The sequence below is a fragment of the Cellulomonas chitinilytica genome (genome assembly GCF_016862675.1).
Classification (GTDB): domain Bacteria; phylum Actinomycetota; class Actinomycetes; order Actinomycetales; family Cellulomonadaceae; genus Cellulomonas; species Cellulomonas chitinilytica.
Window position 1 is genome coordinate 31,073 of record NZ_BONK01000007.1, and the last position, 15,998, is coordinate 47,070.

Annotated in this window: 11 protein-coding genes; 9 read left to right on the forward strand and 2 right to left on the reverse strand. The window is 72.4% G+C overall.

Annotated features, from left to right (window positions below; genetic code table 11):
- Positions 1 to 126: 126 nt before the first annotated feature.
- From Cch01nite_RS11100 to Cch01nite_RS11135, 8 genes are all read left to right on the forward strand, one after another.
- Positions 127 to 2,562: a beta-xylosidase/alpha-l-arabinosidase gene (locus Cch01nite_RS11100; protein WP_203753472.1), complete on the forward strand. Its 2,436-nt coding sequence runs from the start codon at positions 127 to 129 to the stop codon at positions 2,560 to 2,562.
- Complete coding sequence (locus Cch01nite_RS11105; protein ID WP_239070315.1) at positions 2,559 to 3,644, forward strand: ABC transporter permease; 1,086 nt, start codon at positions 2,559 to 2,561, stop codon at positions 3,642 to 3,644. Before Cch01nite_RS11100 ends, Cch01nite_RS11105 begins: the two co-directional genes overlap by 4 nt.
- Positions 3,638 to 4,591, forward strand: a complete 954-nt coding sequence (locus Cch01nite_RS11110; protein WP_373309923.1) for a carbohydrate ABC transporter permease — start codon at positions 3,638 to 3,640, stop codon at positions 4,589 to 4,591. Before Cch01nite_RS11105 ends, Cch01nite_RS11110 begins: the two co-directional genes overlap by 7 nt.
- Positions 4,592 to 4,667: 76 nt before the next feature.
- Positions 4,668 to 6,332 carry an ABC transporter substrate-binding protein gene (locus tag Cch01nite_RS11115; RefSeq protein WP_203753491.1) on the forward strand — a complete coding sequence of 555 codons (1,665 nt, stop codon included), beginning with the start codon at positions 4,668 to 4,670 and terminating at the stop codon, positions 6,330 to 6,332.
- Positions 6,333 to 6,498: 166 nt separating this feature from the next.
- The gene (locus tag Cch01nite_RS11120; protein ID WP_203753494.1) at positions 6,499 to 8,541 is read left to right on the forward strand and encodes a beta-galactosidase; all 2,043 of its coding nucleotides are present in this window, start codon (positions 6,499 to 6,501) and stop codon (positions 8,539 to 8,541) included.
- Positions 8,542 to 8,590: 49 nt separating this feature from the next.
- Positions 8,591 to 10,255: a GH39 family glycosyl hydrolase gene (locus tag Cch01nite_RS11125; RefSeq protein ID WP_203753498.1), complete on the forward strand. Its 1,665-nt coding sequence runs from the start codon at positions 8,591 to 8,593 to the stop codon at positions 10,253 to 10,255.
- Positions 10,256 to 10,260: 5 nt separating this feature from the next.
- Positions 10,261 to 10,953: a DUF624 domain-containing protein gene (locus Cch01nite_RS11130; protein WP_203753501.1), complete on the forward strand. Its 693-nt coding sequence runs from the start codon at positions 10,261 to 10,263 to the stop codon at positions 10,951 to 10,953.
- 78 nt (positions 10,954 to 11,031) lie between these two features.
- Entirely contained in the window at positions 11,032 to 11,364 is a 333-nt protein-coding gene (locus Cch01nite_RS11135) for a hypothetical protein (protein WP_203753504.1), read from the forward strand.
- Between the two features lie 48 nt (positions 11,365 to 11,412).
- On the opposite strand, the gene Cch01nite_RS11140 is transcribed toward Cch01nite_RS11135, so the two are convergent.
- Entirely contained in the window at positions 11,413 to 13,443 is a 2,031-nt protein-coding gene (locus Cch01nite_RS11140) for an alpha-glucuronidase (RefSeq protein ID WP_203753507.1), read from the reverse strand.
- 34 nt (positions 13,444 to 13,477) lie between these two features.
- Entirely contained in the window at positions 13,478 to 14,833 is a 1,356-nt protein-coding gene (gene manD / locus Cch01nite_RS11145; protein WP_239070319.1) for a D-mannonate dehydratase ManD, read from the reverse strand.
- A 153-nt stretch (positions 14,834 to 14,986) separates the two neighbouring features.
- On the opposite strand from manD, the gene Cch01nite_RS11150 reads away from it, so the two are divergent.
- Positions 14,987 to 15,985: a LacI family DNA-binding transcriptional regulator gene (locus tag Cch01nite_RS11150; RefSeq protein WP_203753510.1), complete on the forward strand. Its 999-nt coding sequence runs from the start codon at positions 14,987 to 14,989 to the stop codon at positions 15,983 to 15,985.
- The last annotated feature ends 13 nt before the right edge of the window (positions 15,986 to 15,998 follow it).

The window sequence follows — 15,998 nt, forward strand, 5'->3', positions numbered from 1 at the left end:
GCCAAATGTCATGACCGGATTGACGCTCTCGTCCGGCCCGACCTAGTGTCGATACTCGGTTGCTATCGACATGGATGTCGATACTTGCGGCTCACGACGACGTGGGACGGGGAGGTGTGTGGGGACATGACGGCGGATGCCACGGGGCAGGCCGAGAAGCGGTCGGAGCAGCGGCTCGAGCGGGTCGAGGACACGGCTGCGCAGGCCTGGCGCGACGCGACGCGCAGCGCCGCCGAGCGGGTCGAGGACCTCGTCGGGCGCATGACGCTCGACGAGAAGCTCTCCCAGCTCGTCGGCCTGTGGGTGGGCGCGGACGCGTCCGGCGGTGGCGTCGCCCCGCACCAGTCGGAGATGACGGCGGACGGCCTGGGCTGGACCGAGGTCATCGCGGGCGGCCTCGGCCAGCTCACGCGGCCGTTCGGCACGGCACCTGTCGACCCCGTCGTGGGCGCCCGGTCGCTCGCGCTGTCACAGGCGCAGATCGTCGCGGCCAACCGGTTCGGCATCCCGGCGCTCGTGCACGAGGAGTGCCTCGCCGGGTTCGCCGCCTGGAAGGCCACCGCCTACCCGGTGCCGCTGTCCTGGGGTGCGACGTTCGACCCGGCCCTCGTCGAGCAGATGTCCGCCGCGATCGGTGCGTCCATGCGGGCCGCGGGCGTCCACCAGGGCCTCGCACCCGTGCTCGACGTGACCCGTGACTACCGCTGGGGCCGCACCGAGGAGACCATCGGCGAGGACCCCTACCTCGTCGGCACCGTCGGCGCCGCGTACGTGCGCGGCCTCGAGGGCGCCGGGGTCGTCGCGACGCTGAAGCATTTCGCCGGGTACTCGGCCAGCCGGGCGGGCCGCAACCTGGCACCCGTGTCCGTGGGTCCCCGGGAGCGCGCGGACGTCCTCCTCCCGCCGTTCGAGATGGCGGTCCGCGAGGGTGGCGCCCGGTCGGTCATGCACTCGTACTCCGACGTCGACGGGGTGCCGTCCGCCGCGGACGTCGAGCTGCTCACCACGCTCCTGCGCGACACGTGGGGCTTCGACGGCACGCTCGTCGCCGACTACTTCGGCATCCGGTTCCTGCACACGCTGCACGGCGTCGCCGCCGACGAGCAGCACGCCGCGGCCCTCGCGCTGAGCGCAGGCGTCGACGTCGAGCTGCCGAGCGTGCACTGCTACGGCAACCCGCTGCGCCGGGCGCTCGCCGCCGGCGACGTCGACGAGGCGCTCGTCGACCGGGCCCTGCGCCGGGTGCTGACCCAGAAGCTCGAGCTCGGCCTGCTCGACGCCGACTGGCAGCCGCTGCCGGGCGACGTCGACGACCTCACGCTCGACGACGCGCACGGCCGCGACCTCGCGCTGCGGCTCGCACGAGAGGCCGTGGTCCTCCTGACGAACCCCGGCGGCGCGCTGCCGATCGCGCCCGGACGCCGCGTCGCCGTCGTCGGCCCGCTCGCCGACGACCCGATGGCGATGCTCGGCTGCTACTCGTTCCCCGCGCACGTCGGCGTCCGGCACCCCGACCACGAGCGGGGCATCGCGATCCCGACGGTCCTCGAGGCCCTGCGCGAGCAGCACGCGGGCGACGTCCGGCACGCGCGCGGCTGCGACGTGACGGACGACGACCGGTCCGGGTTCGACGCGGCGGTCGCGGCCGCGCAGGACGCCGACGTGTGCGTCGTCGCCGTCGGCGACCGGGCCGGGCTGTTCGGCCGCGGCACGTCCGGCGAGGGCTGCGACGCGAACGACCTGAACCTGCCCGGCGTGCAGGCCGACCTCGTCCGGGCCGTCCTGGCGACCGGGACGCCCGTCGTGCTCGTGCTGCTCACCGGCCGCCCGTACGCGCTCGGCGACCTCGCCGACGGGGCGGCGGCCGTGGTCCAGACGTTCTTCCCCGGCCAGCTCGGCGGGCAGGCGATCGCCGAGGTGCTCACCGGCGCGGTGTCCCCGTCGGGGCGGCTGCCCGTGAGCGTGCCCGCCGACCCGTCGGGCCAGCCCGGCACCTACCTGACCGCGAAGCTCGGCACCCTCAGCTCGGTGTCCTCGGTGGACCCGACCGCGGCGTTCCCGTTCGGCCACGGGCTGTCCTACACGACGTTCGAGTGGGACGTGCCGCCGGTCGAGCCCACGTGGGCGGTCGACGGCGAGGCCGTCGTCGAGGTCGTCGTCCGGAACACCGGGGCCGTCCCCGGCGCCGACGTCGTCCAGCTCTACCTGCACGACCCCGTCGCGCAGGTCACCCGGCCCGTCGTCCGGCTCGTCGGCTACGCCCGGGTCACCCTCGAGCCGGGGGAGCAGGCCCGCGTCACGTTCACCGTGCCCGCCGACGTCACCGCGTTCACCGGCCTGCGCGGCGACCGGGTCGTCGAGCCCGGCGACGTCGAGCTGCGGGTGTCCCGGTCCAGCGCCGACACGCACACGGCCCTGCCGCTGCGGCTCGTCGGCACCGAGCGCGTCGTCGACCACACGCGCCGGCTCACGACGACGGTCGGCGTGACCGCCGCGGTGCCCACCGACGAACCCACCGACGAACCCACCGCGACCGACGTCCCGGAGGTGATGAGCGCATGAGCAGCGTGCAGGAGCCGACCCTCGCAGGGTCCGGCCCGGACGTCGTCCCCGCCCTGGTGGCCGGGGACCCGGTGCCCGCCGACGCGGACCGGGGCACCGAGCAGGAGCAGCCGTCGAAGAACCGGAACCGCCGCAAGCAGACCTGGCTGACGCACGACGGCCAGGTCGTGCGGCCCGTCAAGCAGACGTGGCGGACGGCGCTGCGCCGTGACTGGCAGCTGTACTCGTTCCTCGTCCTGCCGCTCGTGTTCCTCGCCGTGTTCCGGTACTGGCCGATCCTCGGCAACGTCGTCGCGTTCCGCCGGTTCCGGCCGGGCGGCAGCATGTTCGGCGACGAGTGGGTCGGCCTCTACTACGTGCGGATGTTCATCAACGACCATCAGTTCTGGCACGCGTTCACGAACACCGTGATCATCGGCCTGCTGACGCTGGTCGTCGTCTTCCCGCTGCCGATCGTGCTGGCCCTCATGCTCAACGAGGTCCGCTCGCGCTCGTTCAAGCGGGGCATCCAGACGATCTCGTACCTGCCGCACTTCATGTCGGTGGTCATCGTCGCCGGCATCGTGTTCCAGCTGACGTCCGTCGACGGCACGATCAACCAGCTCATCGAGAAGTTCGGCGGCACGGCCATCACGTTCATGCAGGACCCGAGCTGGTTCCGCACGATCTACCTGACGTCCGAGGTGTGGCAGACCGTCGGCTGGGGCACGATCCTCTACCTCGCGGCGCTCACGACCATCGACGAGCAGCTGTACGAGGCGGCCCGCATCGACGGCGCGAACCGGTGGCGCCAGACCTGGCACATCACGCTGCCCGGCATCCGCCCCACGATGATCGTGCTGCTCATCCTCAACGTCGGGACGTTCATGGCGGTGGGCTTCGAGAAGATCCTGCTGCTCTCGAACCCGCTGATCTACTCGACGGCCGACGTCATCTCGACGTACCTGTACCGGGTCGGCATCGTCTCGAACTCGATCTCCTACGCGACCGCCATCGGCCTGTTCGAGGCCCTCATCGGCGTGACCCTGATCCTGTCCGCGAACGCGATCTCGCGGAAGACCGTAGGGGCGAGCCTGTGGTGACCACCGACCTCACGAACCAGCCGACCCCGGCCGACGCCGTCGCCCGCCTCGGGCGGCCCGGCAAGGGCACGCGCGTGAAGGACTCCCGCGGGTACCGGGCGTTCCGCGTCGTCAACGGCGCCCTGCTCGTGATCCTCGCGGCGCTCGTGCTGTACCCGTTCGTCAACATCGTCGCGCAGGCGTTCAGCTCCGAGGCGTACATCACGACGGGCCAGGTCAACCTGGTCCCGCGCGGGTTCAACCTCGTCACGTTCCAGGTGGTGCTGGGCGACCCGATGTTCTGGCGGAACTACCGCAACACCGTGGAGTACACGGTCGTGGCGACCGCCATCGCGATGGCCCTCACGACGACCTACGCGTACGCGCTGTCGAAGGCGCACCTCAAGGGCCGCAAGTTCTTCATCGGCGTCGCCGTCGCGACCATGTTCTTCAACGGCGGCCTCATCCCGAACTACATCCTCATCAGCCACCTCGGGTTCCGGAACACCCTGTGGGCGATCGTGCTCCCCAACGCGATCAGCATCTTCAACCTGCTGGTGATGAAGTCGTTCTTCGAGAACTTCCCGAGCGAGCTCGAGGAGGCCGCGCAGATCGACGGGATGAGCACCTACGGGGTGTTCTTCAAGGTCGTCCTGCCGCTGAGCAAGGCCGTGGTCGCGACGATGCTGCTGTTCTACGCGGTGTCGTTCTGGAACGGCTGGTTCGGGGCCTTCCTCTACATGGACGACCCGAACCTGTACCCGGTGACCGTGTACCTGCGCAACCTCATGGCGGGCGTCACCGGGGGCACCTCGATCCAGGGTGGCGGCACCGACAACCTCACCCAGATCGGCGCCAACGTGCAGGCCGTGACGATGCTCCTCACCGTCCTGCCCATCATCTGCCTCTACCCGTTCATCCAGAGGTACTTCGTGTCGGGCGTGATGCTCGGCGCGGTGAAGCAATGACGCCCGTGTTCGTCCCCCTTCCCCTCCCCATCCCCTCCGGTGCAGGACGACGGAGTTCCACCTCCCAAGGAGAATCATGAGGTCAGCAAGAAAGCGCATGGGTGCGGCCGCCTCGGTCGCGGTGCTCGCGCTCACCCTCACGGCGGCGTGCTCGTCGAACGACGACGCGACGTCCGAGCCGTCCGCCACCGAGGCCGGGCTCCCCGCCGCGCAGCGCGTCGGCGCGATGGACGACTTCAAGGTCGGCACGGACTTCGTCGCGTCGGAGCCGGTGACGTTCAGCGTCCTGTACCGCGACCACCCGAACTACCCGCTGAACCAGGACTGGCTGTTCCTCAGCCAGCTCAAGGACAAGAACAAGGTCAGCTTCGACCTGACGAGCGCGCCGCTGAGCGACTGGGACGCGAAGAAGTCGCTCATCATCAGCGCCGGTGACGCCCCCGAGCTCATCCCCGTCACGTACCCCGGCCAGGAGACGCAGTTCGTGTCCGGCGGGACGCTGCTGCCCATCAGCGACTACGTGAAGTACATGCCGAACTTCCAGGCCCGCGTGAAGGACTGGGACCTGCAGCCGGCGATCGACAACCTCAAGCAGGCCGACGGCAAGTACTACATGCTGCCCGGCCTCTACCAGTCGCCCCAGCCGCAGTACTCCATCGCGATCCGTCAGGACGCGTGGGAGAAGGCGGGCATCAAGTCCGACCCGAAGACGTGGGACGACCTCAAGGCCGACCTCGAGAAGCTCAAGTCCGCGAACCCGGGCGTGTGGCCCATGTCGGACCGGTGGTCGACGACGAACAACAACCCGCTCGGTGCGACGCTGCAGCTCGCGGCGCCGAACTTCGGCACCGTCGCCGGCTGGGGCTTCGGCAACGGCCTCTGGTACGACCAGGACTCGAAGAAGTACGAGTACGCCGCGTCGACCGACGGCTACAAGGACCTCGTCTCCTACTTCGCGTCGCTCGTGAAGGACGGCCTGCTCGACCCCGAGTCGCTCACGCAGGACGACGACACCGCGAAGCAGAAGTTCGCCAGCGGCCAGTCGCTCGCGATCTCCGGCAACACCCAGGAGATCACCTCGTACGCGAAGACGTTCACCGACGCGGGCAACACCGAGGCGAAGGTGCACCTCATCCGCGTGCCTGCGGGACCCGCGGGTGACAACGTCGCCTCCGGCAGCCGCACGGCGTCGGGCTTCATGATCTCGTCGAAGGCCGCCGAGCAGCCGAACTTCCTCGCGCTCCTGCAGTTCGCGGACTGGCTGTACTACTCGGACCACGGCCTCGAGTTCGCGAAGTACGGCGTCGAGGGCACCACGTTCACGAACGACGGCGGCAAGCGGGCCCTCGCGGCGGACGTCGACTGGAACGGCGTGAACCCCACCGGCACCAAGAAGCTCAACGCCGACTTCGGCTTCAGCAACGGCGTGTGGATGCTCGCCAACGGCTCGACGGACGAGCTCATCCAGGGCCTCAACACCGAGGCGTCGAACGCGTTCGTCAGCGCCATGGCCGACAAGAAGGAGCTGCCGCTGCCGCCGGCCGCGCCGCTCGACGAGATGCAGCAGGAGCAGATCACGCTCCTGCAGGCCGCGCTCAACGACTCGGTCACGCAGAACACGGCCGCGTTCATCCTCGGCCAGCGCCCGATGTCCGACTGGGACAAGTGGCAGACGGAGCTCAAGGGGCTCAACGTCGACCAGTACGTCGACACGTTCAACCAGGCGCTGGCAGCCAAGTGAGCTGACACCGCCTCCCTGACGGCCGGCCCCGCGCACCCATTCCCCTCCGGCGCGGGGCCGGCTGTCGCCGTCCCCCACGTCGTCGCCGTCCCCCACGTCGTCGCCGTTCTCACGTCGTCGCCGTTCTCACGTCGTCGCAGCCATCGCCGCCCTGGAGCCGCCGCTCATGACCATCTCGCCCCAGGTCCGCTACGGCGGCGACTACAACCCCGAGCAGTGGCCCCGTGAGGTGTGGGACGCCGACCACGCGGCGTTCGGCCTCGCGGGCATCACGACGCTGACGGTCGGGGTGTTCGCGTGGGCGCACCTGCAGCCCGCGGAGGACCGGTACGACTTCACGACGCTCGACGCGATCGTGGACCGCGCCGCGACGGAAGGACGGGACGTCGTCCTGGCGACGCCCAGCGGGGCGATGCCGCCGTGGCTCGCGCGGGCGCACCCGGACGCGTGCCGGGTCGACTTCGAGGGCCGCCGGCACGTGTACGGCCAGCGGCACAACCACTGCCCGTCGTCGCCGGCGTTCCGGCGGCTGTCCGTCGAGCTCGCCGGGCGGCTGGCCGAGCGGTACGGCGACCACCCGGCGGTCGTCGCGTGGCACGTGGGGAACGAGTACGGCGGCGCCTGCTACTGCAACCTGTGCGCTGCCGAGTTCCGCGCGTGGCTGCGGGCGAGGTACGGCACGCTCGACCGGCTGAACGACGCGTGGAACACCACGTTCTGGTCGCACACGTTCACCGACTGGGACGAGATCCAGCCGCCGAACGCCCTCTCCGAGCACTGGCGCGGCCCGAACCACACGGCGTTCCAGGGCATCACGCTCGACTACCGCCGGTTCATGTCGGACGCGCTGCTCGGCGGGTTCGTCGCCGAGAAGGCCGCGATCCGCGCGCACGTGCCGGACACCCCCGTCACCACGAACCTCATGGGCCTCTACCAGCCGGTCGACTACCACCGCTGGGCCGAGCACCTCGACCTCGCGACGTGGGACAACTACCCGCCCGAGGACCCCTCGCCGGTGCGGACGGCCGCCCGGATGGCGCTCGCGCACGGGGCGATGCGCGGGCTGCGCGGCGGGGAGCCCTTCTGGGTCATGGAGCAGACGCCGTCGACGACCGCGAGCCGCGACGTCAACGCCGTCAAGCGCCCCGGGGTGCTCGGGCTGTGGACGTGGCAGGCCGTCGCGCACGGCGCCGACGCCACGCTGTTCTTCCAGATGCGGCACTCGCGCGGCGCGTGCGAGAAGTACCACGGCGCCGTCCTCGACCACGCGGGCCGCACGGACACCCGGGTGTTCCGGGAGGTCGCCGAGCTCGGCGCCCAGCTCGCGACGCTCGGCGACGCGACGCTCGGCGCCCGCACGCCCGCCAGGGTCGCGCTGCTGCTCGACTGGGACTCCTGGTGGGCCCTGGAGATGTCCGACGGACCCAACCGGAACGTCCGCTACCTCGACGTGCTCGGGGCGTACCACCGGGCGCTGTGGGCGATGAACGCGCTGGTGGACGTGGTCCCCGTCACCGCGGCGCTCGACGCGTACGACGTGGTCGTCGCCCCCGCGCTGCACATGGTCAAGGGGGACCTCGCGGCCCGGCTCGCCGCCGTCGTCGAGCGCGGCGGGACTCTGCTGACGACCGCGCTGTCCGGGCGGGTCGACGAGGACGACAACGCGTTCCTCGCCGACGTCCCCGGCCCGCTGCGCGACCTGCTGGGGATCCGCGTCGAGGAGACCGACGCGCAGCAGCCCGACGTCGCCAACCCCGTCGCCCTCACCCTCGGCCGGCCCGGCGCCACCGCGGTGCACGACGCCCGGCACGTCTTCGAGGTCGTCGTCCCCGACCCGGACACCACCGTCCTCGCCACCTACACGGCCGACTTCTACGCCGGTGCGCCCGCCGTCACCAGCGCCCGCCACGGCGACGGGGAGGCCTGGTACGTCGCGACGCTGCTCGACGACCGCGGCGTCGCGCGCGTCGTGCGCCACGTGCTCGACCGGCACGGGCTCGTCGGGCCGCACGCGTCCGACGACGGCGTCGAGGTCGTCGACCGGGTCGCCCCCGACGGGACCCGGCACCGGTTCGTCCTGCACCACGGCACCGCACCCATCACCGTGACGTCGCAGGTCAGCGGGGTCGACGTGCTCACCGGCCGCGAGGTGCGCGCCGGTGACCCGCTGGAGCTCGACCCCGCCGCCGTGCTGGTCCTGCGCACCTGAGCCTCGTCCCGTCCCACCCCCGTCCCACCCCGCAGTCACCGGAGCGCACATGAGCACCGCCCCCGTCGTCGTCCCCGCCGAGCCGCTCGGGCCGCTGCCCGACGCGTGGCGCACCTGTGTCGGCACCGGCCGGCTCAACCTCGCGCTGCGCGCCGACTACCGCGAGTCCCTCGCCACCGTCCAGCGGGACATCGGGTTCCGGTACATCCGCGGCCACGGCCTGCTGTCCGACGACATGGGCGTGTACCGCCCGTACGACCACGACGGCGAGCGGCGCGTCCGGTACGGCTTCTCGTACGTCGACCAGGTGCACGACACGTTCCTGCAGCTCGGCGTCCGGCCGTTCGTCGAGCTCGGGTTCATGCCGACCGCGCTCGCGTCCGGCGACCAGACGGTGTTCTGGTGGAAGGGCAACGTCACGCCGCCGTCGTCCTACGACGAGTGGACCGCGCTCGTCACCGGTCTCGTCCGGCACCTGATCGACCGGTACGGGATCGACGAGGTCCGCACCTGGCCCATCGAGGTGTGGAACGAGCCGAACCTCGTGAACTTCTGGCAGGGCGCCGACCAGGCCGAGTACCTGCGGCTGTACGAGGCGACCGCCCGGGCGATCAAGGACGTCGACGCGTCGTTGCAGGTCGGCGGCCCGGCGATCTCGCCCGGCGCCGACGAGTGGTGGGCGCCGTTCGCCGAGTTCGTGACGAGCCGCGACGTGCCCGTCGACTTCGTCAGCCGGCACGCCTACACGTCCGGGCCCGCGCAGCACGTGCCGTTCGGCGTCTACCAGACCCTCGCCGCCCCGCAGACGCTGCTCGACCAGTTCGGGGCACCCCGGCGGCACCTGGCGGGCACCAAGCTCGCCGACCTGCCGGTCCACATCACCGAGTTCAACACCTCGTACCGGCCCGACAACCCGGTCCACGACACCGCGTACAACGCCGCCTACCTCGCGCCCGTCCTCGCGGGCGGCGGCGACCTCGTCGACTCGTTCTCCTACTGGACGTTCGCGGACGTGTTCGAGGAGGAGGGGGTGCCCACGTCCCTGTTCCACGGCGGGTTCGGGCTGCTCACCCACCGGCAGGTGCCCAAGCCGACGTACCACCTGTACGCGTTCATGGCCCGGATGGGCCGGCACGTGCTGGCCCGCGGTGACGACCACCTCGTGTGCGCCGACGACGACGGGCGCGTGACGGTGCTCGCGTGGCAGCCGGTCGGCGGGACCGAGGGGCCGGCCGCCGACGAACGGCACACGGTGCGACTGTCGCTGCCCGTGCTCCCGGGCGGGCGGCGCGGGGGGAGCTTCGGGGGGAGCTCCGGGGCAGGCTGCGGGGCAGGCTTCGTGGCCGCGGACGACGACGCGACCGTCTTCGTCGTCCGCGAGCGCGTCAACGAGCAGGACGGCAACGCGTTCGCCGCGTGGCGCGAGCTCGGCCGCCCGGCGTCCCCGACGGAGCGCGACCTCGACCTGCTGCGCGACCTCGCCCGTCCCGCGACCTCCCACGCGGCGCTGCCCGTGGCCGGCGGCCGGGTCCAGCTCGACCTCGAGCTCGCGCAGCACGAGGTGACGTTCGTCGAGGTCCGAGCGGTGCGACCCGACCGGCACGACGGGCTCGACGACCGCCGCCTCCTCGGCGTGTCCGACGACCGGCTCGTCGCCGACCCGCCCGGCCGGGGGCGCGCCGCGCGCCTCGTGACCGGCGGCACGGCATGGTGAGCGTCATGAGCCGCGACGCCGAGCGCTTCTCCGAGGTCGGCCGGGGACCGCTGTCCCGGTGGTCGGCGGTCGTCTACTGGGCGCTGGTCATCGAGGGGCTCGTCGTCCTCACGTCGCTGCCGGGTCTCGTGCTCCTGCTGCTCCTCGACCGGTCGGCGGGCAACGCCCCGCTGTTCGCCCTCGCCGCCGTGCCCCTGGGGCCGTCGCTGGCGGCCGCCGTCTTCGCGTGGCGGCAGTGGCTCGCGACACCGGCCGGCGACCGTGACCTGACGCCCGCCCGGCACTACCTGCGCGGCTACCGGCTCAACTGGCGCGACGTGCTCCAGTGGTGGGTGCCGACGCTCGTGCTGCTCGCCGTGCTCGACATCAACGCGGCGGGGGGCGGGCCGTTCGCGCTGGTGGCCGTGCTGCTCGGGGTCGCGGTGCTGGCCTGGGCCGGGAACGCCCTCGTCCTGTCGTCGGTGTTCGCCTTCCGGACCCGCGACGTCGCCCGCCTCGCCGCGTACTACCTCGCCGCGAAGCCCGGCTCGGGGCTCGGGGTCGTCGCGCTCGTCGTGATCGGGGGCGGCATCGCCGTGCTCGCGACCGACTGGCTCCTGCTGCTCCTCCTGTCGGTCCTCGTCCTGCTGCTGGTCCGCAACGCCGGGCCCGTGATCGCCGACGCGAAGGAACGGTTCGTCCGCCACGACCCGAGCTAGCATCGGGCCGAGCCTCGCGCGTCACGATCAGTGCAGACGCACGGAGCACACGCAGGTGCCGGCGGGAGGGGCGAGCAGATGTCGACCGGCCCGGCTCGTGGCCGCGTCCTCCGCGACCGGCTGTGGGACCTCGACGGTGCCGAGTGGCAGACGCACCTGGGCCGGTGGGCGAGCTCGCAGGAGGTCACCGACCAGCTGTCGCGCGGGCGCCGTGCGTTCGTTCACGGGCTCGGCCGTCCGTTCCGGTCCGTGACCGGCGCGAGCCTTGACGCGTACTGGGCGACCGCCCGCGACCACTTCGAGGTTCCCGGAGAGTCAGGGGCCGATCCGGACAGCGACGGCCTGACGTATGCCGCGCAGGTCTGGAACCGGGGAGGCGACACCGTCGTCGGCTTCGTCGAGCTCTGCTGACGCCGCGATCGCAGCAGGTCAGGTCAGGCCCGGTCAGGTCAGGTCCGGTCAGTAGATCCGCCGCCCGCGGGCGTCCGGGATGCCGCTGTGCCGGAACACGTACGTGCACAGCTGGTCGCGCCACTCGTGCGCGCTGCGGACCTGCTCGGCGAGCCGCTCGGTGACGCGTGCGTGCAGGTCGTCGGGGACCTCATCGGCCAGCGCCGTCCAGGCCGCGGCGTTCGACCCGGTGCGCTCGGCACCCGCCCAGTGGGTGTCGTACACGTGCTGCGCGACGGACACCCCGCTGTGCAGCACGTGTGACCAGGGCACGTGGTGGAAGAACAGCAGCAGCTCGTCGGGGCACGTCGCGACGTCCTCGTAGACCTCCCGCCACGGTGCCGGGTACTGGCCGGTGTAGCCGGTACCCGTCGCGCGCGTGCGGTCCACGCCGATGCCGTCGCGGTCCGCGAAGTGGTACGTGCCCCACGGGGTGTACTCGTACCCGTCGACGTCGGGGCCGTAGTGGTGGCCGGGGCGGACCATGAAGCCGACCCCGAGGGGCGCCGTGTAGTCCTCGTAGGTGCGCCACGAGTCGTCGAGGATGCCGTGCAGGGTGTCGCGGACCGGCGCGGCGGCGTCCGGGAACGTCAGGCCGATCCACTCGTCGAGCAGCGTGACGGGGTCCGCCGACGGGTCCCACGCGAGGCGGGCGAACGTGTAGAGGTTGGCCTGCGCGAGGGGGTGGCCGGTCCAGAACGGGTCGTCGCCGACGTTGGAGACGGCGACGATGCCGCCCGTGCGCGCGGCGCCTGTGCCAGCCGCACCCGCGCCCTCGGCTCCCGTGCCCGCACCCGCACCCGCGGCCACGTCCGCGACCGTCCGGCCCCCGTCACCCCACAGCCCGAACCGCAGGATCTGCGACCACTGCGGCCCGAGCCACACGGCGTGCCTCTGCTGGCCGGTGTACTCCTGCGTCACCTGGAGCTCGACGGCGAGCCGGGTCCGCGGCATCGCGGCGATCACCGGGGAGACGGGTTCGCGCGTCTGGAAGTCCATCGGCCCGTACTTCACCTGCAGGACGACGTTGTCGTCGAACCGCCCGTCGAGCGGCGCGAAGTGGTCGTACGCGGCGCGGGCGCGGTCCGTCGAACGGTCCCGCCAGTCCTGGTGGTGGTCGTAGACGAACGCCCGCCAGAACACCGTCCCCCCGAACGGCGCCAGCGCCCGGGCCAGCAGGTTCGCGCCGTCGGCGTGATCGCGCCCGTAGGCGAACGGCCCGGGCTGCCCCTCGGAGTCGGCCTTGACGACGAACCCGCCGAAGTCCGGGACCGCTGCGTAGACGCGGGCGGCCGCGTCGGCCCACCACGCCTGCACGTCCGGGTCCAGCGGGTCCGACGACGGCAGCCCGCCGACCGTCATCGGGGCCGCGAACGACACCGACAGGTAGACCCGGACGCCGTGCGGCCGGAACGCCGCCGCGAGCCGGACGACCCCGTCGAGGTGGTCGGTGAGCAGCCGCGCCTCGGTGGCGTGCACGTTGACGTTGTTCAGCCCGACGGCGTTGATCCCGACGGACCCGAGCAGCCGGGCGTACGCCTCGACGCGGGACAGGTCGTGGCGGACCTTGCCGTCGGCGTAGAAGATCGACCCGCCCGCGTAGCCCCGTTCGACCTGCCCCATCACCGGGTGCACGGTCATGTTGTCCCAGTGGTCGAGCATCCGGACCGGCTCGACGGGTGCGTGCCGCTCGTCCTCGTGGTCGGCGCCGAACGCGGCCTCACCCTGACGCACCACGTGGTGCAGGGCGTGCAGCAGCCCGGCGTCCCCTCCCGCCCGCACGGTCGTGACGCCGTCCCGCCGCCCGACGACGAACGCGTCCGCGCCGTCGAGGGCCGGGTCGACCGTCAGCACCAGGTCGGCTGCGGCGGGGTCGTCGACGAGCGCGCCGCCGTGCGCGGTGGTCGCGGCGGCCACCTCGGCGCGCACGGTGGCGACGAGCGGGCCGTCGCCCGCGACGTGCACGCGGCGAGCACCGACCGGGCGCAGCGCGGCGGGCGGCAGCCAGGCGGGGTGGACGTCGGTCGGACTGTTCGTCATGCGGTCCTCGTCGTGCGCGGTCGGATGGTCCTGGTCACCAGTCGTGGACCGTGCCGTCCTTGAGCCGGTTGAACGGCAGGTACGCCGGCTGGTACGGGTACTTCTCCGCGGCCTCGTCGTCGTACCCGACGCCGAGCCCGGGGGCGTCGCCGGGGTGCAGGTAGCCGTCCTCGAACGTGAACGTCTGCAGGAACACCTCGTTGGTCCGCGGGCCGTGCTGCATGTACTCCTGGATGCCGAAGTTGTGGATCGCGAGGTCCAGGTGCAGCGCCGCGGCCATGCCGACGGGGGAGATGTCGGTCGGACCGTGGATGCCGGACTTGATCTGGTACTGCGCGGCGAAGTCGAGGATCCGGCGCAGCGCCGTGATGCCGCCGGTGTGCGTGACGGCCGACCGGACGTAGTCGATGAGCTGCTCGCGGACCAGCGTCTGGTAGTCCCAGACGGTGTTGAACACCTCGCCGATCGCGAGCGGCGTCGTGGTGTGCTGCCGGACGAGGCGCAGCGCGTCCTGGTTCTCGGCGGGCGTGCAGTCCTCCAGCCAGAACAGGTCGTACTGCTCGAGGTCCTTGCCGAGCCGGGCCGCCTGGATGGGGGTCATCCGGTGGTGGCCGTCGTGCAGCAGCGGCAGCTCCGGGCCGAACTCGTTCCGGACCGCCTCGAACACGCGCGGGATGTGCCGCAGGTACGCGCGGGTGTCCCAGTCCTCCTCGGCGGGCAGGGGCGCGCGCTGGGCGGGCTCGTAGTCGTAGCGGCCCGACGACGACGGCTGCGCCGCCACCCCGTACACGGCGTCGATGCCCGGCACGGACGTCTGCACACGGATCGAGCGGAAGCCCTGCTCCTGGTGGTGCCGGATCGAGTCGAACAGCTCGGGCAGGTCGCGACCGCTCGCGTGGCCGTACGCCATGATCCCGGTCCGGCTCGCCCCGCCGAGCAGCTGGTAGAGCGGCAGCCCGGCGACCTTCGCCTTGATGTCCCACAGCGCCACGTCGACCGCGGCGATCGCGGCCATCGTCACCGGGCCGCGGCGCCAGTACGCGCTGCGGTAGAGGAACTGCCACGTGTCCTCGATGCGGTGCGCGTCCCGGCCGAGCAGCAGCGGGACGACGTGATCGGTGAGGTAGCTGACCACCGACAGCTCGCGCCCGTTGAGCGTCGCGTCGCCCAGGCCGACGACGCCGTCCTCGGTGGTGAGCCGCAGCGTGACGAAGTTGCGGTCCGGGCTGGAGACCAGCACCTCGGCCGACCGGATCGCGCTGCCCGGGCGGGCGGCGCGTGTCCCGGCGGGCGCCGCGCGCGTGCCGGCCGTTCCGGGTGTGCCGCCCGCGTCGGGCGTGCCGGGCGTCTCGGCGGTCGGCGTCGTCACGTCGTCGGGCAGCGGGGTCATGGCCGTGGTGTCTCCTGATCCGCGCGCCGGTCACCGGTCCCGTCGTCGTCGGCGGGGTGCGGCGCGCCCCGGCGAGCCTACGGTCGTCCGGCGTCGGGTGGCAATCGTTTGCCAGATGTTGCCAACGGGACCCCCGGGCGTCACCATGAGCCCGTGACCGACAAGCCGCCGACCCTGCGCGACGTCGCCGCCGCGAGCGGCGTCGCCATCTCCACGGCGTCCCGCGCCCTGTCACGACCGGGCCGGATCAACGAGGAGACGGCCGTCCGGGTCCGTGAGGCCGCCGCCGCGCTCGGCTACACCGTCGGCGCCTCCGGGCGTGCCCTCAGCTCGGGCAAGACCGGCACCGTCGCGCTCGTCGTCCCCGACGTCACCAACCCGTTCTTCTTCGGCATCGTCCGCGGCACCCAGGCCGCCCTGCGCGCCGCCGGCTACGCCCACGTGCTCGTCGACACCGAGGAGTCCGTCCAGGCCGAGGAACGAGCCCTGCGCATGCTCCGGACCAGCGCCGACGGGGCCGTCCTCGCCGCCCCCCGCCTCGGCGACGAGTGGCTCGTCGCCTGGTCGTCCGCCCTCCCGCTCGTCACCCTCAACCGGCCCGTCAACGGCGCCGGCGTCGTCATCGACACCCCCGGCGGCGCCGTGCAGGCCCTCGAGCACCTCGCCTCCCTCGGCCACCGGCGCATCGCCTACGCGGGCGGCCCCCGCACCTCGTGGTCCGACAGCCGCCGCCGCACCGCCCTGCGCGCCGCGGCCCGCCGGCTGCGCGTCGAGGTCGTCGTCCTCGGTCACTACGCACCGCAGCGCGAGGCCGGCGCCGCCGCCGCCGACGCCGCCTGGCAGTCCGACGCCACAGGTGTCCTCGCGTTCAACGACCTGCTCGCGTTCGGCATGCTCGAACGGTTCACAGCGCGCGGCGTCGACGTCCCCGGCCAGATGAGCGTCGTCGGCTGCGACGACGTGTTCGGCGCCGACCTCGTCCGGCCCGCCCTCACCACCGTCGCAGCCCCGCTCGAACGCGCCGGTCACCGGGCCGCCGACCTGCTCCTCGCGACGATCGACCGACGCGTCCCCGGACCGGCCGGCGACTACGAGGAGCTCCCGACGCATCTCGTGGTGCGCGACTCGACCGGGCCTGCCGCGCCCCGCTGAGCGGGTCGACCCG